Origin of the sequence: Streptomyces eurythermus (genome assembly GCF_014649115.1) — a bacterium.
GTDB lineage: Bacteria > Actinomycetota > Actinomycetes > Streptomycetales > Streptomycetaceae > Streptomyces > Streptomyces eurythermus.
Window position 1 is genome coordinate 236,465 of sequence record NZ_BMSK01000014.1, and the last position, 19,179, is coordinate 255,643.

Annotated in this window: 18 protein-coding genes and 2 pseudogenes; 14 read left to right on the forward strand and 6 right to left on the reverse strand. The window is 73.7% G+C overall.

Going from position 1 to position 19,179, the window contains the following annotated elements; genetic code table 11:
* The first annotated feature begins 66 nt into the window (after positions 1 to 66).
* From IE251_RS26550 to IE251_RS26580, 8 genes and pseudogenes are all read left to right on the forward strand, one after another.
* Positions 67 to 270: an MbtH family protein gene (locus IE251_RS26550; protein ID WP_014676677.1), complete on the forward strand. Its 204-nt coding sequence runs from the start codon at positions 67 to 69 to the stop codon at positions 268 to 270.
* A 154-nt stretch (positions 271 to 424) separates the two neighbouring features.
* Positions 425 to 946, forward strand: a complete 522-nt coding sequence (locus tag IE251_RS26555) for a GNAT family N-acetyltransferase (protein WP_189755528.1) — start codon at positions 425 to 427, stop codon at positions 944 to 946.
* Between the two features lie 141 nt (positions 947 to 1,087).
* Positions 1,088 to 1,627: a choice-of-anchor K domain-containing protein gene (locus IE251_RS26560; RefSeq protein ID WP_189755529.1), complete on the forward strand. Its 540-nt coding sequence runs from the start codon at positions 1,088 to 1,090 to the stop codon at positions 1,625 to 1,627.
* A 174-nt stretch (positions 1,628 to 1,801) separates the two neighbouring features.
* Positions 1,802 to 2,110, forward strand: a pseudogene (locus IE251_RS41235) (SpoIIE family protein phosphatase); the annotation flags it as partial.
* 873 nt (positions 2,111 to 2,983) lie between these two features.
* Positions 2,984 to 5,074 (forward strand): annotated as a pseudogene (locus IE251_RS26565) (SpoIIE family protein phosphatase); the annotation flags it as partial.
* Between the two features lie 81 nt (positions 5,075 to 5,155).
* Positions 5,156 to 5,437 carry a hypothetical protein gene (locus IE251_RS26570; RefSeq protein ID WP_189755530.1) on the forward strand — a complete coding sequence of 94 codons (282 nt, stop codon included), beginning with the start codon at positions 5,156 to 5,158 and terminating at the stop codon, positions 5,435 to 5,437.
* Between the two features lie 48 nt (positions 5,438 to 5,485).
* A complete protein-coding gene (locus tag IE251_RS26575) occupies positions 5,486 to 5,854 on the forward strand; it encodes a DUF6479 family protein (protein ID WP_373302052.1) in 369 nt (122 codons plus the stop codon).
* A 185-nt stretch (positions 5,855 to 6,039) separates the two neighbouring features.
* On the forward strand, positions 6,040 to 6,216 hold the full coding sequence (locus IE251_RS26580; RefSeq protein WP_189755531.1) for a hypothetical protein: 177 nt from the start codon (positions 6,040 to 6,042) through the stop codon (positions 6,214 to 6,216).
* Between the two features lie 28 nt (positions 6,217 to 6,244).
* Here the strand turns inward: IE251_RS26580 and IE251_RS26585 are convergent, their stop codons facing one another.
* Both IE251_RS26585 and IE251_RS26590 read right to left on the reverse strand, forming a co-directional pair.
* The gene (locus tag IE251_RS26585) at positions 6,245 to 6,829 is read right to left on the reverse strand and encodes an isochorismatase family protein (RefSeq protein WP_189755532.1); all 585 of its coding nucleotides are present in this window, start codon (positions 6,827 to 6,829) and stop codon (positions 6,245 to 6,247) included.
* 123 nt (positions 6,830 to 6,952) lie between these two features.
* Positions 6,953 to 7,390, reverse strand: coding sequence for a MarR family winged helix-turn-helix transcriptional regulator (locus IE251_RS26590; protein ID WP_189755533.1), 438 nt, complete (start codon positions 7,388 to 7,390; stop codon positions 6,953 to 6,955).
* 126 nt (positions 7,391 to 7,516) lie between these two features.
* On the opposite strand from IE251_RS26590, the gene IE251_RS26595 reads away from it, so the two are divergent.
* The 3 genes from IE251_RS26595 (at position 7,517) to IE251_RS26605 (ending at position 12,773) form a co-directional block, all read left to right on the forward strand.
* Positions 7,517 to 10,561, forward strand: coding sequence for an FAD-binding and (Fe-S)-binding domain-containing protein (locus IE251_RS26595; protein ID WP_189755534.1), 3,045 nt, complete (start codon positions 7,517 to 7,519; stop codon positions 10,559 to 10,561).
* A 2-nt stretch (positions 10,562 to 10,563) separates the two neighbouring features.
* Complete coding sequence (locus IE251_RS26600) at positions 10,564 to 11,673, forward strand: enolase C-terminal domain-like protein (protein ID WP_189755535.1); 1,110 nt, start codon at positions 10,564 to 10,566, stop codon at positions 11,671 to 11,673.
* 89 nt (positions 11,674 to 11,762) lie between these two features.
* Entirely contained in the window at positions 11,763 to 12,773 is a 1,011-nt protein-coding gene (locus IE251_RS26605) for an SDR family oxidoreductase (protein ID WP_189755536.1), read from the forward strand.
* 18 nt (positions 12,774 to 12,791) lie between these two features.
* Here IE251_RS26605 and sigJ read toward each other — a convergent pair whose 3' ends face one another.
* On the reverse strand, positions 12,792 to 13,718 hold the full coding sequence (gene sigJ / locus IE251_RS26610; protein ID WP_189755537.1) for an RNA polymerase sigma factor SigJ: 927 nt from the start codon (positions 13,716 to 13,718) through the stop codon (positions 12,792 to 12,794).
* Positions 13,719 to 13,908: 190 nt separating this feature from the next.
* Here sigJ and IE251_RS26615 point away from each other — a divergent pair, with 190 nt between their 5' ends.
* A complete protein-coding gene (locus tag IE251_RS26615; protein WP_189755538.1) occupies positions 13,909 to 15,057 on the forward strand; it encodes an amidohydrolase family protein in 1,149 nt (382 codons plus the stop codon).
* Between the two features lie 45 nt (positions 15,058 to 15,102).
* Positions 15,103 to 15,591 (forward strand): cupin domain-containing protein, encoded by a 489-nt coding sequence (locus tag IE251_RS26620; RefSeq protein WP_189755539.1) that lies wholly within the window; start codon positions 15,103 to 15,105, stop codon positions 15,589 to 15,591.
* Positions 15,592 to 15,627: 36 nt separating this feature from the next.
* On the opposite strand, the gene IE251_RS26625 is transcribed toward IE251_RS26620, so the two are convergent.
* A complete protein-coding gene (locus IE251_RS26625; protein WP_189755540.1) occupies positions 15,628 to 16,428 on the reverse strand; it encodes an SGNH/GDSL hydrolase family protein in 801 nt (266 codons plus the stop codon).
* The gene (locus IE251_RS26630; protein ID WP_189755541.1) at positions 16,415 to 16,984 is read right to left on the reverse strand and encodes a PadR family transcriptional regulator; all 570 of its coding nucleotides are present in this window, start codon (positions 16,982 to 16,984) and stop codon (positions 16,415 to 16,417) included. The genes IE251_RS26625 and IE251_RS26630 overlap by 14 nt, the downstream gene beginning before the upstream one ends.
* A 57-nt stretch (positions 16,985 to 17,041) precedes the next feature.
* Here IE251_RS26630 and IE251_RS26635 point away from each other — a divergent pair, with 57 nt between their 5' ends.
* Positions 17,042 to 17,512, forward strand: coding sequence for a nuclear transport factor 2 family protein (locus IE251_RS26635; RefSeq protein WP_189755542.1), 471 nt, complete (start codon positions 17,042 to 17,044; stop codon positions 17,510 to 17,512).
* Between the two features lie 74 nt (positions 17,513 to 17,586).
* Here the strand turns inward: IE251_RS26635 and IE251_RS26640 are convergent, their stop codons facing one another.
* Positions 17,587 to 19,125: a pectate lyase family protein gene (locus IE251_RS26640; RefSeq protein WP_189755543.1), complete on the reverse strand. Its 1,539-nt coding sequence runs from the start codon at positions 19,123 to 19,125 to the stop codon at positions 17,587 to 17,589.
* Positions 19,126 to 19,179: the final 54 nt, after the last annotated feature.

The window sequence follows — 19,179 nt, forward strand, 5'->3', positions numbered from 1 at the left end:
TCACCACCCACCCGTCCCCGGCCACCGCACACCCATCCGCACACCGGACGACCGAAGGAAGACGACATGGACGAGAACACCCGCTACCAGGTGCTGCGCAACGACGAGGAGCAGTACTCCCTGTGGCCCGTCGACATCGAGGTGCCCGCCGGCTGGCAGCCCGTCGGCAAGGAGGGCACCGAGGCCGAGTGCTCCGCCTACGTCGATGAGGTCTGGACCGACATGCGGCCCAAGAGCCTGCGCGAGCGCATGGAGAACGCCGGCGCCTGACCGCCGTACCGCCAAGGACCCGCCGGGCCGGCCCCATGCCGGCCCGGCCCGGTCACCCCCCCACACACACAAGCCGCCACACACGCACAAGCCGCGTACCGGCGCCCCACCGCCCTCGGCCCCGCCGCACCGCATCACTCCCGAGGAGCCCGCCATGACACCCGAGACCCCCGTCCTGCGCACCGAGCGCCTGGACTTCCTCCCCTACCGGCCCGAACACGAGGACGTCTTCGTCGCCCTGCTGCGCGACGAGGAGGTGTGCCGCTGGATGGGGCAGGACCTCGTGCCCGAACCGCAGATCCGCGAGCTGTTCCGGGCCATCCTCACCGACGTCTATCCCCAGCGCCGGTTCGACGTGTGGGGCCTGTGGCTGGAGGGCCGCTACGTCGGCCACGCCGAGGTCAAGCCGACCGGCAACGTCGACGGCCACGAACTCGTCACCGCGCTCGTCCCCGCGTACTGGGGGCGCGGCCTGGGCGGGGAGGTGGTCCGCGGCCTGCTCCGGCACGCCGCCGACAACCTGGGACTCACCGAGGCGTACGGCATGGTGGGCGCCGGGAACACCGCCAGCCTGGCCATGTGCCGCCGCCTCGGCTTCCGCCACGTCCGGGATGTCGTCGGCGACGACGGCTCGGTCACCAAGCTGTTCGTCATCCCGACCAAGGACCCGGGATGAGCGGATTTCCGTTTGTCCTGTTTTCTCGTTTCGTCACCCCGGTCTCCGTCTCATAGAGTGGCGTCGACCTGTTCCCGGAAACCCGGGAACGAAACGGCAGGAAATTTTTTCTGCGCAGCCCAGGGGAAGGGGAATCCCGCAATGGGGCTCATCAAGACCACCGGCGTGTTCACGGGGGCCAGTGTGGACCTTCCCGGTCTGACGGGTGTGAACACCAGTCAGATCAGGTGGGGGCAGCCCGCCACGCCCGGCGGTGCTCTGAGTGGCTATGACTTCCTGGACTATGAAATGGAGGCGAACCTGGGTGGCCGGGAATTCCCGATAGGCGAGTTCACGCACCACAACTACCCGATCTTCCTTTCGGGACAGTCGCAGTTCTGGGTGTACCTCGCGATCCGGGTGCACTTCGAGAACGGGAACCTCAACCACGACTTCACGGTCAATTTACGTCACGACGAGACGTCCAACCAGAGTTCGCACCCGAACGACACGGTCCAATGGGAAGCGATCCACGAGCCCGAAACGGTGTTCATCGACGGAAACAAGTACAGCGTGGAGATCACCGGCTTCAGAAAGCCGGGGCAAAAGGAGTCGAAGCCCAACTTCGACGTTCCCGAGGGCAGCCAGGACACCGCGTACCTCTACGCGAGGTTCCAGCGGGAGGCTCCGCAGACGTCCTGATCCGCCGCGGGAGCCGTACCCGACCGCACGTCTCCGTCCGGGCCGTTCCCGGTGATCCGGGCGGAGCCGGTCCGAGCGGCCGGGCGGGAAGCGGCGGCGGCCGGACGAGGGGGGAGACCGGGCCCGCGCACAGGGGCTGCGCGGGCCGTCGACCCGCGCTGTAATGGCGAGGTGGTGAGACAGGGCGCCGCGATCGGCGCAGCGGGAACGGCGCCGCAGCGCGCCGAAGCCGCCCTCGCCTCGCTGAAGGCGTCCCCGGCCGATCCCGACCGGCTCCGCCGCATCCTGGAACAGGCACTGGTCTTCGCCGGGGCCTCCTTCGCCGGTGTGTACGTACCCGGCGACGATCCCGCGCTGCTGCGCCTCGCCGAGTCGGCGGGACTGCCCCGCACCCTGTACGGGCTGCCGGACGGCTACCCGACGTCCGGCACCTCCCCGGTCGCCGAGGCCCACCGCACCGGCCGACCCCGCTGGCTCACCCCCACCCCACCACCTCCCGACCCCACCGAAACCAACCCGGCTCCCGCTCCTGCCGAGGCCACCCCGCCGTCGGCCTCGGCCGGTGCCGCCCCGCCTTCCGCCTCTGCCCCCGGTCTCTCCGGAGCCGCTCCGCCTTCCGCCCCTGCTGGGGCCGCCCCGCCTCCCGCGTCTGCCGGAGCCGCCCCGCCGTCCGACTCGGCTGGTGCCACCCCGCCCGCTGCCCCCGCCAGGGACACTCCGCCTCCCGCTTCCGTCCCCGGCCTCGCGGGAGCCGCTCCGCCTCCCGCTCCCTCCGGAGCTGCCCCGCCGTGCGACTCTGCCGGGGTCACCTCGCCCCCTGCTCCTGCTGGTGCCACCCCGCCGTCGGACTCGGCTGGTGCCACCCCGTCTCCCGCCCTTGCCCCCGGGCTCCCCGGAGCCGCTTCGGCTTCCGGCCCTGCTGGGGCCGCCCCGCCTCCCGCTCCCTCCGGAGCTGCCCCGCCGTGCGACTCTGCCGGGGTCACCTCGCCCCCTGCTCCTGCCGGGGCCACCCCGCCGTCGGACTCGGCCGGTGCCACCCCATCTCCCGCCCCTGCCCCCGGGCTTCCCGGAGCCGCACCGCCTCCCGTTCCTGCCAGGGCCACCCCGCCCGCTGACCCCGCCAGGGACACCCCGCCTCCTGCTCCTGCCGGAGCCGCCCCGCCGTCCGACTCTGCCGAGGCCCCGCCTTCCACCCCCGGCGGGACCACCCCGCCCGCTGCCCCCGCCGGGCCCGCCCCACCCTCCGCCCCTTCCGCTTCGGCCCCGCCTCCCGCCCCTGCCGCAGCCACCCCACCCCCCACCCCCGCCGGGGCCGCCCCACCCCCCGACCTCACCGGCCCCACCCCACCCCCCGGCCTCGCCCTCGCCGTTCTGCCGCTCGGTTCGCCGGGTGGTGGCTGTCTGCTGGTCGTCGGGGAACGCCCCGGCGGCTTCGGTGCCGATGACCGCGCCTGCCTGGAGCTGATCGCCCGCGCGATCCCCGTACCCGCCCCGGCCGTCGCCGCCGACACCGGCGAGCTCGCCGCCGACGCGTTCAGCCTGGCCATGGACACCGGCCGGATGGAGGCCGGCGCGGAGCTCCTGCGGCTGTTCGGGATCGCCCCGGACTCCTTCGACGGCCGGGTGGAGACCCTGCTCGCCCGCACGGTCCCCGAGGACCTGCCCGCGCTCATGTCCGTGGTCGAGGCCGACCACATGACCATCGGCGAACGCGAACTGGAGTTCCGCATCCTGCAGCCCGCCGGCCCGCCCCGCTGGCTGCGGCTGCGCGGCCGGCTGCTGCCCCGTGGGGAGGACTGCCCCGCCCGGCTCGTCGGCACCGTCGTCGACGCCTCCACCCTGCGTTCCGACCGCACCGACGTCGCCCGCGTACAGCGGCTGGCCGCCTCCCTGGCCACCGCCGGCACCGTCAAGGACGTCGGCCGGGCCGTCGTCGCCGCCCTGCGCAAACCCCTCCAGGCCGACCGGATCGCCCTGGCCGAGCTGGAGAACGACCGGCTGGTCGTCACCGTCCTCGACCCGCCCGAACCGGAGGCCTGGCCCGAGGTCTGGCGCAGCGAATGGCGCACCGAGTGGCCCGACGCCCCGGTGCGGGCCATGCCCACCCTGGCCTCCGCGCTGCGCGCGGGCCGCGCCCGGATCTGGCCCGCCGGCTCGGCGCTGGAGCCCGCCCTCGGCGAGGTCGGCCCCGGCGGCCTCGCCGTACTGCCGCTGCCCGCCGGCAGCCGGATGGCCGGCGCCTGTCTGATCGGCTGGGACCGCCCGCACCACTTCCCGCCCGACGAACGCGCCCTGCTCACCGCGTGCGCCGCGCTGACCGGTCAGGCCCTGCTGCGTGCCCACGCCTTCGACGCCGAGCACGAACTCGTCGGCATGCTCCAGCGCACCCTGCTGCCCCGCCGGCTGCCCCGGCTGCCGGGCGGGACCGCCGTCGCCCGCTATCTGCCCACCACGGCCGGCCTGGAGGTCGGCGGCGACTGGTACGACGTGATCCCGCTCGCCGACCACCACGTGGCCCTCGTCATCGGCGACGTCCAGGGCCACAACGCGGGCGCCGCCACCCTGATGGGCCAGATGCGCACCGCGCTGCGCGCCTACGCCGTCGAGGGCCACCCCCCGGACGTGGTCGTCGCGCACGCCAACCGGCTGCTGCTGGACATGGAGACCGGCCTCTTCGCCACCTGCGGCTACGTCGACGTCGACATGGAACAGGGCACCGCCTGGTGCGTACGCGCCGGCCACCCGCATCCGGTGCTGCGCCACCCGGACGGCACCGCCGAGATCGTGCGGTGCGAGGGCGGCCCGCCGCTCGGTGTGCTCGACCGTGCCGAGTACCCGATGACCCCGCTGCGCCTGCTGCCCGGTACGGTGATCGCGCTGACCACCGACGGCCTGGTGGAGTCGCCCGGCCTCGACCTGGACACCGGCATGGACCGGCTGGCCCGCGAGCTGGCCGCCGCCGACCCCGGCCACCTGGGCCTGGTCGCCGACGCCCTGCTCACCGGCGCCCAGCGCGACGACGACGTGGCCCTGTTGCTGATGCGCTACGACGGCATGGCCGTACGCCCGCTGCGGGAGAGCTGGACGGTGTGGCGGGTGCCGGAGGCGGCCCGGCACGCCCGCCGCTTCACCCGGCGCACCCTGCGCGCCTGGCAGCTGCCCCGGGACACCGTCGACGCGGCCCTGCTGGTGGTCTCCGAACTGGTCACCAACGCCCTCGTGCACACCGGCGGCCAGGTCCGGCTCGACCTCAACCTGGCCAATCACCGGCTGCGGCTCGCCGTCACCGACTGCTCCCCGCGCAGCCCCGTGAAACCGGCCGGCATCGGCTGGGAGGCCACCGGGGGCCGGGGGATCCTGCTGGTGGAGGCCGTGTCGGCGGCCTGGGGCACGGTGCCGGTCAGTGGCGGCAAACAGGTGTGGGCGGAGCTGGTGACCGGTGGCTGACCCGCCACTCGGGTGCGGCTGCGGCCACTTCCGGCAGGTCGCTCTGGGCGAGAGCGCCGAAGCTGCCTAAGGTCGGTTGGCGTGTCGCACACCTTCGAAGAACTGGTCGCGAAGCAGCGCGCGGCCGACGCCGCCCAGGCCCAGGTCCAGGAGCTGCGGGAGGCCTACGGGCCGCCGGCCGAGCAGCGGCTGACCGGCGTCCAGGCGGGCACCTACGAGACCGCCCTGCGCGCCTGGCGTGACCTCGCCCGCGATGTGCAGACGGCGGTGAGCGAGTACGCCCGGGAGACGGGCCGGCCCCGGGCCGAGGTCGAGGCGGAGGTGGAACGCGCGGCGGCCGACGAGCAGGACGGAGCGCCGTAGGGCCGCCGGACCAGGCATCCGCCGCCCGGCCCCGGGTACCCGGCGTCCATGAACACTGCCATGTACCAAGCGGCCACGGGCGCGCAGGCTTTCGGATACGTCCTGATCCTGATCGCCGGAGTGGCCCTCGTCGCGGGAATCATCTGGGCCTTCCGGCTGGGTGCCAAGGTGCGTGAGCGGGAGCCCGCGCCGCCGCGCCCGGACGAGCAGCCCAAGATGCCGCCGGGCGGACCGGTGCACGAGACCCGCGAGGTCCGGGAGCCCGACGAGGTGCCCCGGGCCGCCGACGGGAGCGAACGCCTCACCCCGCACCAGCTCGGCAACGTCGGCACCAAGCGTGCCGCCGACCAGAGCCGTCCCCGTTGGACGCCTGGGTCGAGCGGGTCCTTCGGCGGTGGCGGTGGCGGCCGGACCTGAGCCGGCACGGGCACGGCCCGGCGCACGGTGCCGGAACCGCCCGGCGGCTCCCCGGCGGGACCGGCCCGCGGGGCGGACGCCCGGGGCCCCGGCCGGGCACCCGGACACGGATCACTCCGCCGGGCCCGCGGCGGTCCCGGCGACAGTTCCCGCCACGGGCGGGACACGGAAGGACGAGGAACGACATGACCGCGCACGCGGAAACGGAACCGGCCCTGCCCTACGCGGAGACCGGCTGGGCCCGGGCCCGCCGACGCCGGGACCGGGGAGTGCGCACGTGCCTCCCCGCGGTCCTGGACCGCGCCACCGGGCGGCGGCCGGACCCGGACACCGAGGACACCATCGTGCGCGGCGAGGACTGACGGCCCCTGTCCCGTAAGCGACCGGAGGTCAGCCGCGGGTCTTCGCCAGCAGCTCCGTTATCTCGGCGGTGGTGCCGGTCTCGCCGAGCCGCGGGAAGATCCGCCGCACGCTGTTGGCGTGCGCCTCGCCGTCGGCGTCGGCCATGGCGTCCGTGGCGAGGGTGACGTGATAGCCGTGCGCGTAGGCGTCGCGCGCGGTGGACTCCACGCCGATGCTGGTCGCGATGCCGGTCAGCACGATCTGCGTGATGCCCCGGCGGCGCAGCTGGACGTCCAGGTCGGTGCCGTGGAAGGCGCTCCAGTTGTGCTTGGTGACACGGATGTCGCCGGGGTGGCCGGACAGCTCGTCCACGATTTCGTCCCAGCCCTCGGCGAGGGCGAGCCCGCGCGCCTGGCGTTCGGTGCGGCCGGGCACGGCGTCCGCGCCGTCGGCGGCGAAGGACACCCGGACCAGGACCACGGGCAGTCCGTGCGAGCGGAAGGCGTCGGCGAGTTCCGCGGTGCGGGAGACCACCTCGGGGCCCGGGCGGGGCTGGGTGGGCATGGCCACGATGCCGTTCTGCAGGTCGATCGCGACGAGGGCGGTACGGGGGTCGAGCGTGGTGAGCGACATGGGTCGGTCAGGCCTTTCGGGTGTTACGGGGATGAACCGGCCGAGGAGACGGCCGGCCGGGGGCATCGCGGCCGGGACAGTGCGTGACCGGACGGCACACCGGTCGGTGCCGTGCGCCCCGGGTCACGGCGCGGACAGCCGCTCCAGCAGCTCCAGCGCCGCGAGGACCGTCCGCCGCTCCTCCTCGGTGTAACGGTCCTGGAAGGCGCGGGCCAGCCATTCCTCGCGCAGCTGCCGGTTGCCCTCGACGCGGGCCCGGCCGGTGTCGGTCAGGGTGACCAGCTGGCGGCGGCCGTCGTCGGGGTCGGGGGCCCGGCGGATCAGCCCGTGCCGCTCCAGCGCGGCCAGCGTGACGGCCATGGACTGCGGGCGCACGCCCTCGGCGGCGGCGAGGGCGCTGGCCGTGGCCGCGCCGTGCTTGCCGACGAGGGTGAGCGCCGACTCCTGCGAGGGACTGAGGTCGGTGTCCTGCGCGACCTCGCGGATGCGGCGCCGCAGCCTGCTGAAGACCACGCGCAGATCGCGGGCGGCGCGGGCGGAGGAGTCGGAGATGTCGGCCATACGCGCCAGGCTATGACCGACAGCCTTGGCTGTCCAGTTGAGACTGTTCAGTTTTGGCTGACTGTTTGCGGGGGTACTCGCCGGACCTCGGACAGGCCAGCACGTCGGTGAACCCAAGGAGCGCTGATGACCCCTGCGGACAGGTCCGGCCTGGAGGCGGCTCTCCACGCCGAGGTGGACGGCGAAGTCCGCTTCGACGCGGGCAGCCGCGGCGCCTACGCCACGGACGGTTCCAACTACCGGCAGCCCCCGATCGGTGTCGTCGTGCCCCGCACCGTGGAGGCGGGCGCCCGCGCGGTGTCGGTGTGCGCGCGCTTCGACGCCCCCGTCCTCTCCCGGGGCGGCGGCACCAGCCTCGCCGGGCAGACGACCAACACCGCCGTGGTGATCGACTGGAGCAAGTACTGCACCGGCGTGCTCTCCGTCGACCCCGAACGGCGCACCTGCGTGGTGGAACCCGGCATCGTCCTGGACGAACTCAACCGGCAACTCGCCCGCCACAAGCTCCAGTTCGGCCCCAAGCCGTCCACCCACAGCCACTGCGCGCTCGGCGGCATGATCGGCAACAACTCCTGCGGCGCCTCCGCCCAGGCCTACGGCAAGACCGTCGACAACGTCCGCCGGCTGGAGATCCTCACCTACGACGGGCAGCGCGCCTGGGTCGGCCCCACCCCGCCCGACGAGCGGGAGCGGATCATCGCCGGCGGCGGCCGGCTCGCCGGGATCTACGCCGGCCTGGACCGCATCGCCACCGAGTACCTCGCCGACATCCGCCGCGGCTACCCGAAGATCCCGCGCCGCGTCTCCGGCTACAACCTGGACTCCCTGCTGCCCGAGAACGGCTTCGACGTGGCCAAGGCGCTCGTCGGCAGCGAGGGCACCCTGGTGACCGTCCTGCGCGCCGAACTCGACCTCGTCCCCGTGCCGGCGTACCAGTCCCTGCTCGTCCTCGGCTACGACGACATCTGCGCCGCCGCCGACGACGTACCCCGCCTGCTGGAGCACTGCAACCCCACCCAACTGGAGGCCCTGGACGACCGGATGGCCCAGCTGATGCGCGCGGAGGGCGCCTATCTGGACTCGCTCGCCGTGCTGCCCGAGGGCGACAGCTGGCTGATGGTGCAGTACAGCGGCGACAGCCAGGAGGACGTCGACGAACAGGCGCACGCGCTGCTGCACGCCCTCGGCCGCGACGAGAAGGACCGGAACGTCGCCTTCTCCGACGACCCCGAACGCGAGCAGAAGATGCTCAAGGCCCGCGAGGCCGGGCTCGGCGTGACCGCCCGCCCGCCGGACGACCGCGAGACCTGGGAGGGCTGGGAGGACTCCGCCGTACCGCCCGAACGGCTCGGCGACTATCTGCGCGACCTGAAGGGCCTGTTCGCCGAGTCCGACTACGACCACCCGTCCCTGTACGGCCACTTCGGGCAGGGCTGTGTGCACACCCGCATCCCCTTCGACCTGCGTACCGCCGACGGCGTGGCCGTCTTCCGGCGGTTCACGGAGCGCGCCGCCGACCTCGTCGCCTCCTACGGCGGCTCCCTGTCCGGCGAGCACGGGGACGGCCAGTCCCGGGGCGAACTGCTCACCCGGATGTTCGGCGAGCGGCTCATGACCGCGTTCGGCGAGCTGAAGGCGCTCTTCGACCCCGGCAACCGGATGAACCCCGGCAAGGTCGTCCACCCGAACCCGGTCGACGGACAACTGCGGCTCGGCCCCGCCTGGCGGCCCGCCACCCCGGCCACCCACTTCGGCTTCCCCGAGGACGAACACTCCTTCAAGCGCGCCGTGATGCGCTGCGTCGGCATCGGCAACTGCCGCGGCCACACCGGCGGCGTCATGTGCCCCTCCTACCGGGCCACCATGGAGGAGGAGCACTCCACCCGCGGCCGGGCCCGGCTGCTGTTCGAGATGCTCGGCGGGCACCCGGACTCCGTGATCGAGGACGGCTGGCGCTCCACCGCGGTCCACGACGCGCTCGACCTCTGCCTGGCCTGCAAGGGCTGCAAGTCGGACTGCCCGACCGGCGTCGACATGGCCACCCTCAAGGCCGAGTTCCTCTCCCACCACTACGCGGGCCGCAAACGCCCCATGGCCCACTACTCCATGGGCTGGCTCCCGCTGTGGGCCCGGCTCAGCCGCACCGCGCCCCGGCTGGTGAACTCCGCGCTGCACGCCCCCGGCCTGGCCGGCCTCGGCAAGCGGCTCGCCGGCGTCGACCCGGCCCGCGCGGCACCGGTGTTCGCCGAGGAGTCCTTCGTCCAGTGGTGGCGCTCCCGCGACCGCCCCGAGCCGGACCCGGCCGACCCGCGCACGGTCGTCCTGTGGCCGGACACCTTCAGCACCTACTTCCACCCCGCCATCGCCCGGTCCGCCGTCCGCGTCCTGGAGGACGCCGGCTTCCACGTCGCCGTCCCCACCGAACCCGTCTGCTGCGGACTGACCTGGATCTCCACCGGCCAGCTCGCCACCGCCAAGAAGGTGCTGACCCGGACCCTCGGCGTGCTGCGGCCCTACCTGGAGGCCGGTACGCCCGTCATCGGCCTGGAACCCTCCTGCACGGCCGTCTTCCGCACCGACGCCCCGGAGCTGATGCCCGGCGACCAGGACGTCCAGCGGCTGGCCGGGCAGGTGCGCACCTTCGCCGAACACCTCGTCCACCACGCCCCCGACGACTGGCGGCCGCCGCGACTGGCCCGGCACGCCACTGTGCAGACCCACTGCCACCAGCACGCCGTCATGAAGTTCGACGCCGACCGCGAACTGATGCGCCGCGCCCACCTCGACGCCGAGGTGCTCGACGAGGGCTGCTGCGGCCTGGCCGGCAACTTCGGCTTCGAACGCGGCCACCACGAGGTGTCGATGGCCGTCGGCGAACTGGGCGTCCTGCCCGCCGTACGCGCCGCCGCCCCGGACAGCCTGGTCATCGCCGACGGCTTCAGCTGCCGCACCCAGATCGAACAGGGCGCGACCGGCCGCCGCGCCCTGCACCTCGCCGAGGCCCTGGCGTTCGCCCTCGACGGCAACCTGCCCAGCGACCGGCCCGAACGGCTGGCCGTCCGCCCCGCCGAGCCGTCCCGTGCGGCCGGCTGGGCGACCGCCGCCCTGGTGGCCGCCCTCGCCGCGGGCACCGCCGCCGCGGTGAGCGGACTGCGCCGGCCCGGGAGGTGAGCATGAACGACCAGCCGGCCGTCGACACGGTCGAGACCGCCGTCTACACCGTGCCCACCGACGCCCCCGAGGCGGACGGCACCCTCGCCTGGGACAAGACGACCCTCGTCCTGGTCACCGCCCGCTCCGGCACCACCACCGGGCTCGGCTACACCTACGCGCCCGCCGCCACCGCCCACCTCGTCCGCGAACTGCTCGCCGGCACCGTCACCGGCCTGTCCGCGTACGACGTGCCGCGCGCCAACGAACTGATGTGCCGGGCCGTGCGCAACGCCGGGCTGCCCGGCCTCGCCGCCCAGGCGATCGCCGCCGCCGACATCGCCCTGTGGGACCTCAAGGCCCGCCTGCTCGGCCTGCCCCTCGTCCACCTGCTGGGCGCCGCCCGCACCGATGTGCCGGTCTACGGCAGCGGCGGCTTCACCACCTACGACGCCGGCCGGCAGGAACGCCAGCTGCGCGGCTGGGCCGAGGAACAGGGCATCCCCCGCGTCAAGATCAAGATCGGGGAGTCGTGGGGCACCCGGCAGGACCGCGACCTGGAACGCGTCACCCGAGCGCGGGCGGCCATCGGCGACACGGCCGAGCTGTACGTGGACGCCAACGGCGGCTACACCGGAGGCCAGGCGGTACGGATCGCGGGGGCGCTCGCCGACCAGGGGGTCACCTGGTTCGAGGAACCCGTCTCCTCCGACCACCTCACCGTCCTCGCCGGCCTCCGCGACCGGATCCCGCTCGACGTCGCCGCCGGCGAATACGGCTACACCCTGCCGTACTTCGAGCACATGCTGGCCGCCGGAGCCGTCGACTGCCTCCAGGCCGACGTCACCCGGTGCGGCGGCATCACCGTCTGGCTGCGCGTCGCCGCGCTCGCCCACGCGCGCGGGACCGACATCTCCGGACACTGCGCGCCGCACGCCCACGCCCACGCTGCCGCCGCCGTGCCCAACCTCCGCCATCTGGAGTGGTTCCACGACCACGTCCGCATCGAGCGCCTGCTGTTCGACGGCGTCCTCGACCCGGCCGGCGGCAGCGTCACCCCGGGCGCCGACGGGGCCCCCGGGCTCGGCCTCACGCTCGCCGAAGACAGGGCGGCGCCGTACCGGACGGAGTGAAACGAAGGCGCAGGACACCAGGCCGTACACCGCGCCCTACACCACGCCGGACACCGTGCCGGACATCGTGCTGGAAGAGGAGAAGGACCATGCCCCCCACCGTCGTCATCACCGGCGCCAGCGCCGGCATCGGCCGCGCCACCGCCCGCCTGTACGCCCGGCGCGGCGCCGACGTCGTCCTGGTCGCGCGCGGCGAGGGCGGCCTCCAGGCGGCTGCCGACGAGGTCGCGGCGCTCGGCGGACGGCCCCTGGTCCACGCCGCGGACGCGGCCGACCCGGCGCAGCTGGAGGCGGCGGCCGACGCCGCGGAGCAGGCGTTCGGACCGGTCGACGTCTGGATCAACTGCGCGTTCGCCACGGTGTTCGCGCCGTTCGAGGAGATCACCGCCGAGGAGTTCAAGCGGGTCACCGAGGTCACCTACCTCGGCTTCGTCAACGGCACCCGCACCGCCCTGAAGCGCATGCTGCCCCGCGACCGGGGCACGATCGTGCAGGTCGGCTCCGCGCTCGGGGAACGGTCCATCCCGCTCCAGTCGGCGTACTGCGGGGCCAAGCACGCCATCAACGGCTTCACCTCCTCCGTGCGCACCGAACTGCTGCACCGCGGCAGCGGCGTGCACATCACCGTCGCCCAGATGCCCGCCGTCAACACCCCGCAGTTCGAGTGGGTCCGCTCCCGGCTGGCCAAGCACCCCATGCCGGTCCCGCCGATCTACCAGCCCGAGGTGGCCGCCCGGGGCGTGCTGTACGCGGCCGACCACCCGCGCCGCAAGCAGTACTACGTCGGCGCCTCCACCGTCGCCACCATCTGGGCCAACCGGCTCGTCCCGGCGCTGCTCGACCGCTATCTGGCCCGCACCGGCTTCGACTCCCAGCAGACCGACAGCGTCCCGCCGGCCCACCTGGACAACCTCTTCGAACCGGTCGACCGCACACCCGCCGACGACCAGGGCGCGCACGGCGCCTTCGACGACAGCGCGCACGGCCGCTCCTGGCAGGAGACCCTGCTCCGGCACCCCGCGGCCACCGCCCTCGGCGCCGGCGCTGCCCTGCTCGGCACCACCCGCGGCCTGCGCCGCCTGACGGGGCGAGCCGCCTAGCCGCCTGGGCACAGGCCGTCACGCGCGGGGAGCGGGGATGCCGGTGAGCTTGTCGGGGTTGGTGACCGAGAAGACGCCGGCGATGTGCTCTCCGTCCGGGGCGAGGTCCACCACCACGACGGCGAGCGGGCTCCCGCCGGAGAAGACGAGGGCCCCCGGGTCACCGGCCACCAGCCGGTACCGGACGTCGACGCCTTCGGGCGGCAGGGCACGGGCGACCGCCGTGAACACGGCGGCGACCCGGTCGCGGCCGTGCACCGGCCGGAGGCTGACCGCCGGGCCCTTGCCGCCGCCGTCGGTCCACAGCGTCACATCGGGGGCGAGGACTTCGAGGCGAGCCCGCAGGTCCCCGCCCAGGGCGGCTTCGGCGAAGCGTTCGGTGACCCGGGCGTGCTGCTCCCGAGGGGGCCGGTGACGCGGGCGGCGGGCCTGGACGTGACGTCGGGCGCGGGTAGCTAGCTGGCGCACCGCGGTGGGCGAGCGGTCCAGGATCCGCGCGATCTCCGGGTGGGCGAAGCCGAACACCTCGTGCAGCACGAACACGGCGCGCTCCAACGGCGACAGCGTCTCGAGAACGACGAGGACTGCCATCGACAGCGCCTCGGCGCGTTCGGCGCCCTCGGACGCGTCGTCCCGCCCGACCAGCAGCGGCTCGGGCAGCCACGGGCCCACATATGTCTCCCGGCGGCGGCTCAGACGGGCGCGGCGGGCGAGGGCCTGGTTGACCGCGACACGTGTGAGGTAGGCGCGGGCGTTGTCGACGGGCTCGGCGCCGGGGCCGCGGTGGCGGGCGGCCCAGGCCAGCCACACCTCCTGGAGCGTGTCCTCGGTGTCGGCGACGCTGCCCAGCATGTTGTAGACCACCGAGAACAGCAGCTCGCGGTGGTCGAGGAACTGCTCGGTGACGGTGTCCTCGGCCGGACACCCCGGCGGTGTGGGGGTCATCTGCTCCTCCTGTGCCCCGGACTGTTTTCCGACCGAAGAGGTCCGTCGCGTCGCGAGTGTGACACGGACGCGGCCGGGTGTGAGCCACACCACGGACACGGGCGCCGATGTCACAGCGGCCGGTGGGAGTCCGCTCTGTGGTGCCGTCGGGGAGGAAGGGCCTCCGCGACGACCAGAGGGAGGCTTCACCATGCGTACGCGGATCCACGGCGCCCGGCTGTTCGACGGCGAACACATCCGGGGGATCACCGATGTGGTCGTGGAGGACGGGATCGTCGCCGCGGTCGGCACCGAGGCGGGCGGCCGGGCCGACGCCGAGGTCGACGGGCGGGGCGGGACACTGCTGCCGGGGCTGATCGACGCGCACACCCATGTGTTCGACGGCAGTCTCGCCGAGGCCCTGCGGTACGGGGTCACCACCGAGATCGACATGTTCTGCCTGCCGCGCCCACTGGCCCGGCACCGGCGGCTCGCGGCCGACCGGGACGACGTGGCCGACCTGCGCAGCGCGGGCACGATCGCGACCGCGCCGGGCGGGCACCCGACGCAGCTGATCGCGGCACTGACCGGTACGGTGCTCGATCCGGACGACGTGACGGAGATCGACACCGTCACCGACCCGGCGCGGGCCCCGGGGTTCGTGGCGGCCCGGCTCGCCGAGGGCTCCGACTTCCTGAAGATCGTCATCGACGACGGCACGGTGCACGGCACCGACCTGCCCGCCATGACTTTCAAGGCCGCCGCCGCCCTCACCGCGGCGGCGCACGACGCCGGGCTGCGGGTCGTCGCCCACGCGATCACCGCCTCCGAGGCGGCCATCGCGCTGGACGCGGGTGTCGATGGCCTCGCCCATGTGTGGGCCGATGTCCCGCCCGAGGACCCGGCGTCCCGCCGGCTCGCCCGCCGCGTGCGCGAGCAGGGCGTGTTCGTCGTGACCACGCTCGCCTACTTCGAAGCGATCGACGCAGGACAGCCCGACACCGCCGGCTGCGCGCACCCGGGCCACTACGCCAACGCAGTCGGGGCGCTGCGGGCCCTGCACCGGGCCGGTGTCCCGCTGCTCGCCGGAACCGACGCCACCCCGTTCGCGCCGGCCCACGGCTCGGGCCTGCACCGCGAGCTGGCCCTGCTCACCGGGGCGGGCGGCCTGCGTGCCGAGGAGGCGCTGGCCGCGGCCACGAGCGCGGTGGCGGACCGGTTCGGCCTGGCCGACCGGGGCCGCGTCGCGCCGGGTCTGCGCGCGGACCTGCTCCTTGTCGACGGCGACCCGACGCGGGACGTGTCGGCCCTGGAAAACGTGACCGCCCTGTGGCGACGCGGGGTCCGGCAGCCCCGCTGAGCCCCCCGACAACCCCTGATTCCCGAGGAGAGGAACGAACACCTCATGGCGTACGACCGTTTCCTGCTGCTGGATGCAGGCGAGGCACGGCCGGGCCGCGTGCCCCTGCCGCCCGCCTACGCCGTCAAGGCCACGACCGCCGACACCGAAGGCCGCTTCTCGCTGCTCGAAGTCGTCCTCGACCGGCCGATTCCCCGCCACACCCACCACCTCGCGGACGAGAGCGTCTACGTACTGGAGGGCGAGTTGCTGGTGACCATCGGGGACCGCACCCACACGCTCGGCCCGGGCGGGTTCACGCTGCTGCCCCGCGGCATACCCCACGCCCTGCGCCCCGGCGCGGACGGCCCGCCGCGCGTGCTGCAGATCTCGTCACCGGGCGGCTGGGAGTGCTTCGTCGAGGACATGGTCGAGGCGGGCCCCCGCCTCATGGCCGACGGCCGGCTCGACCCGGCCCGGCTGAACCGGATCGCCGGCCGGCACGGCATCACGTACGAGGAGGACGCGCGGCACGGGCAGGAGCGCCCCTCCTGACGGCAGGGGCGGGGAACACCCCTGCCCAGGACCTCCTCACCGTGTGGTCGTGGCGCCCACGGGGGTGAGGAGTGGGTGTTTGGCGGTGTGGCCGTCGCCGGAGGAACGGCCGCGCAGGCGCCGGCCGAGCCAGGGGCCGAGGAAGGCGGCGGCCCATCGGAGTTCGCCGGCGGCCGCGCGCAGGCCGGCCGGCGCGGGTGTCGCCGGCCCGGCCAGGGGGCGCGTCCAGGTGTCGTCGGCGCCGGGCAGGCCGAGGGCGTCGGCGAGGGCGTCCGCGATGCGCTGGTGGCCGAGAGGACCGGCGTGGAGCCGGTCGTGGCTCCACAGACGGGGGTCGGCGACGACGGGGTGGTGGCCGGTTTCGGCGACGGCGACGCCATGGCGGCGGGCGGCCTCGCGGATGCGCCGGTTGAGGGCGGTGACGCGTGGCGTGAGGGGACGGGCGAGGGGCGTGATCCGGGCGAGGTCGGGAAAGGTGAGCGTGGCGACGCGGGCGCCCTGGGCGGTGAGGGCGGCGAACATGGCCTCCAAGTGGCCGGCGACGTGGTCGGCGTCGAAGCGGGGGCGGAGGAGGTCGTTGACGCCGGCGACGACGGTGGCCAGGTCGGGGCGGAGGGCCAGGGCGGGCGCGAGCTGTTCGGCGTGGATCCGCGCGGCGAGGCGGCCCCGTACGGCGAGATTGGCGTACCCGAGGCCGGGATTGTGGCGTGCGAGGTGTTCGGCGAGCCGGTCGGCGAAGCCGCGCAGGCCGACGGTGTCGTCTCCGTCGCCGAGGCCCTCGGTCTGGCTGTCGCCCAGGGCCACGTAGCGCCGGTACGTCACGTCAGTGCCGGGCATGGGCCTGCAGCCTCTCCCGCAGGACCGCGATGGTGCGCTCGCACCAGTCACGGTTGCCCTGTTCGAAGGCGAGGCCGCGCAGGCACGTCAGATAGGGGCCGACGCGGTCGCCGTGGCGCAGGAACTCCTCCTCCGTACGGTCACCGCGCACGCCGCGCAGCAGCTTGCCGAAGAGCTCGATCTTGGCCTGGGCGAAGGCGGCGCGTTCGGAGAGCTGCGCGATCAGGGCCTCGGGGTCGACGTGGTCGGCGGCCTGGACCTTGACCAGCAGGTCGTCACGGATGAAGGAGGGCTTCGCGGAGGAGGCCGTGAACTCTCCCAGTTCCGCCAGCCCGGCCTCGGTCACCCGGAACAGGCGTTTGGTGGGCCGGGACCGCTGGACCACCTCGCGGCCCGCGATCAGCCCGTCCTTCTCCAGCCGGGTCAGCTCGGCGTAGAGCTGCTGCGGCTGGGCGTACCAGAAGTTCGCCACGCCGAGGTCGAACGCCTTGGCCAGCTGGTAGCCGCTGAGTTCCCCGTCGAGCAGTGCCGCCAGCACGGCGTGCCGTAGTGCCATCGGGCCGTCTCCTCGCCTGCCTCTGTCACGAATGCTCGGACCATGATAGTCATGAAAATGACTAGTCACATTCATGACTATGAGGGTGAGGAAGCCGTGACCACTGCCGACCGTTTCCGTGCTGCCGTGAACCGCCGTGACCTCGCGGCGCTGGACGACCTGTTCGCCGACGACATCCGCTTCTACAGCCCGGTGAAGTTCACCCCCTTCGAGGGCAAGCCGATGGTGCGGGGCCTCTTCAAGGTCCTGCTGCGCACGTTCGAGGACTTCCGCTACCTCGGCCACTACACCGGCACCGCGCGGACCAGCGCCGACGACACGTCCGCCGCCTCCGCGGTGCTGCTCTTCCGGGCCACGGCGGGCGGCAGGGAGATCCACGGCGTCGACCTGCTGCACTTCGACGACGACGGCCGGATCAAGGAGTTCACCGTCATGGTCCGCCCCCTGTCCGCCGTCCGCGCCCTCGGTGAGGCGGTCCTCGCGGGTCTGGTCGCGGACGGCCTCGTACCGGCGCCCGCCGGCCAGTAGCCGTACGCCCCGGCCGCCCCTGGGCGTCGGGGCACCGCGGCGACCGGGGAGTCGGCGAACGCCGGTGCGCGGCCCTACCCGGCGTACGTCTCGAACTCGGCGACCTGCGGGGTGCCGCTCGCGCCGGTGATCTGGAAGGTGACCTTGGAGAGCGTCGTCCGGGGGAGGGGGATGACGCCCGCACCGTTGCCGGAGGTGAGCAGCGCGCCGGTGTCGCCGTTGAGGACGCGCCAGGAGCCGATGCGGCCCGCGGCCCCCGCCGTCTCCCGGATGACGACCGAGGAGATGGCGGTGGGCGAGCCCCACTTGATGGAGATCGATCCGGTCGTGCCGGCCGGCGACCAGTAGGTGTTCAGGTCACCGTCGCGCACGTTGCCGTAGCTCGTGCCGTCGGCCTTGCCGGAGCCGTCGGAGCCCGCTCCGATGCTGAGGTTGGTCCCACCGGGCTGCGTCGCCGTGGGGGTCGGGGTCGGCGTGGGCGTCGGTGTGGGTGTCGGTGTCTGCGGTGTGCAGGTGCCGTCGGAGACGCGCAGCCCCTTGCCGGCGCCCGCCGTCTGGCTCACGATGGCCGGCACGCAACCTGCGGCGTCGAGCGTGTAGGCGTAGGGAATGCTGACGGTGGTGGTGGACTGCGGATTCGGGCCGGCCGGGTGGTTGTCGGTGCCCGGGCTGGACCAGGTCACGTTGTCGAAGGTGTTGCCGGCGACCTGCCAGTAGCCGAGCTCGTCGGTGTAGAAGGTGCCCAGGACGTCCTTGGAGTCCTCGAAGTAGTTGTTCTCCACCCTGGCGCGGGCGCCGGCCCGGGAGTTGATCCCGGACTTGTTCAGGCGCACGTAGTGGTTGTCGTACATGTGGGCCGTGCCGCCGCGCAGCAGCGGAGCGCGCGAGTCGATGTTCTCGTACAGGTTGTGGTGGAACGTGATGTAGCTGTTCGACAGGTCGCTCTCGCTCGACCCGATGAGACCGCCCCGACCCGAGTCGCGCAGGATGCTGTACGACAGGGTGACGTACTGGGTGCCGTCCTTCATGTCGAAGAGCCCGTCGAAGCCCTCGTCCTCCCCGCCCGAGGCCTCCAGTGTCACGTGGTCGACCCAGACGTTGCGGACGTCGCTCTCCATGCCGATGGCGTCACCTCCGTTGGACGTGGGGGAGCCGGACTTCTTCACGTTCCTCACCGTCACGTTCTGGACGACGATGTTGCGGGACTCGCGGATGTGGATGCCCAGCTGGTCGAAGACGGCCCCGCCGCCGACCCCGACGATGGTCACGTTGCTGACCTGCTTCAGCTCGATGACGCCGTCGGCGGTGTTGCAGCTGCCGCCGGACACCTTGCTGGTGTTGGCGTGGTTGATGGTGCCCTCGACCTGGATGGTGATCGGGGTGCTGCTGCTCGCCCGGGAGCACAGGGCCGCGTGGATCGCGGTCCCGGTGGTGGCCCGCACGGTCTGCCCGCCCGCGCCGCCGGTGGTCCCGCCGTTCTGTGTCGCGTATCCCGTCGCGCCTCCGACGGCGGCCGACGCCCGCTCGGGGATCGCCACGACCATCCCGGTCGCGGCGGCCACACCCAGCGTGGCCAGGGCCGCGTACAGTCGCATGGCGACTGGTCGTCTCATCGTCGTCTCCCACTCGGTCGTTCGCCGCCGGACGCGGCTCGGATTCTGGTGGTG

Bases quoted from the DNA above. Each gene is read 5' to 3' on its own strand.
- IE251_RS26575 (WP_373302052.1), top strand. From the start codon at position 5,486: ATGAACACTGCCATGTACCAAGCGGCCACGGGCGCGCAGGCTTTCGGA.
- IE251_RS26620 (WP_189755539.1), top strand. From the start codon at position 15,103: ATGGCGTACGACCGTTTCCTGCTGCTGGATGCAGGCGAGGCACGGCCG.
- IE251_RS26590 (WP_189755533.1), bottom strand. From the start codon at position 7,390: ATGGCCGACATCTCCGACTCCTCCGCCCGCGCCGCCCGCGATCTGCGC.
- IE251_RS26585 (WP_189755532.1), bottom strand. From the start codon at position 6,829: ATGTCGCTCACCACGCTCGACCCCCGTACCGCCCTCGTCGCGATCGAC.
- IE251_RS26580 (WP_189755531.1), top strand. From the start codon at position 6,040: ATGACCGCGCACGCGGAAACGGAACCGGCCCTGCCCTACGCGGAGACC.
- sigJ (WP_189755537.1), bottom strand. From the start codon at position 13,718: ATGACCCCCACACCGCCGGGGTGTCCGGCCGAGGACACCGTCACCGAG.
- IE251_RS26595 (WP_189755534.1), top strand. From the start codon at position 7,517: ATGACCCCTGCGGACAGGTCCGGCCTGGAGGCGGCTCTCCACGCCGAG.
- IE251_RS26615 (WP_189755538.1), top strand. From the start codon at position 13,909: ATGCGTACGCGGATCCACGGCGCCCGGCTGTTCGACGGCGAACACATC.
- IE251_RS26630 (WP_189755541.1), bottom strand. From the start codon at position 16,984: ATGGCACTACGGCACGCCGTGCTGGCGGCACTGCTCGACGGGGAACTC.
- IE251_RS26555 (WP_189755528.1), top strand. From the start codon at position 425: ATGACACCCGAGACCCCCGTCCTGCGCACCGAGCGCCTGGACTTCCTC.
- IE251_RS26635 (WP_189755542.1), top strand. From the start codon at position 17,042: ATGACTAGTCACATTCATGACTATGAGGGTGAGGAAGCCGTGACCACT.
- IE251_RS26560 (WP_189755529.1), top strand. From the start codon at position 1,088: ATGGGGCTCATCAAGACCACCGGCGTGTTCACGGGGGCCAGTGTGGAC.
- IE251_RS26625 (WP_189755540.1), bottom strand. From the start codon at position 16,428: ATGCCCGGCACTGACGTGACGTACCGGCGCTACGTGGCCCTGGGCGAC.
- IE251_RS26605 (WP_189755536.1), top strand. From the start codon at position 11,763: ATGCCCCCCACCGTCGTCATCACCGGCGCCAGCGCCGGCATCGGCCGC.
- IE251_RS26640 (WP_189755543.1), bottom strand. From the start codon at position 19,125: ATGAGACGACCAGTCGCCATGCGACTGTACGCGGCCCTGGCCACGCTG.
- IE251_RS26600 (WP_189755535.1), top strand. From the start codon at position 10,564: ATGAACGACCAGCCGGCCGTCGACACGGTCGAGACCGCCGTCTACACC.
- IE251_RS26550 (WP_014676677.1), top strand. From the start codon at position 67: ATGGACGAGAACACCCGCTACCAGGTGCTGCGCAACGACGAGGAGCAG.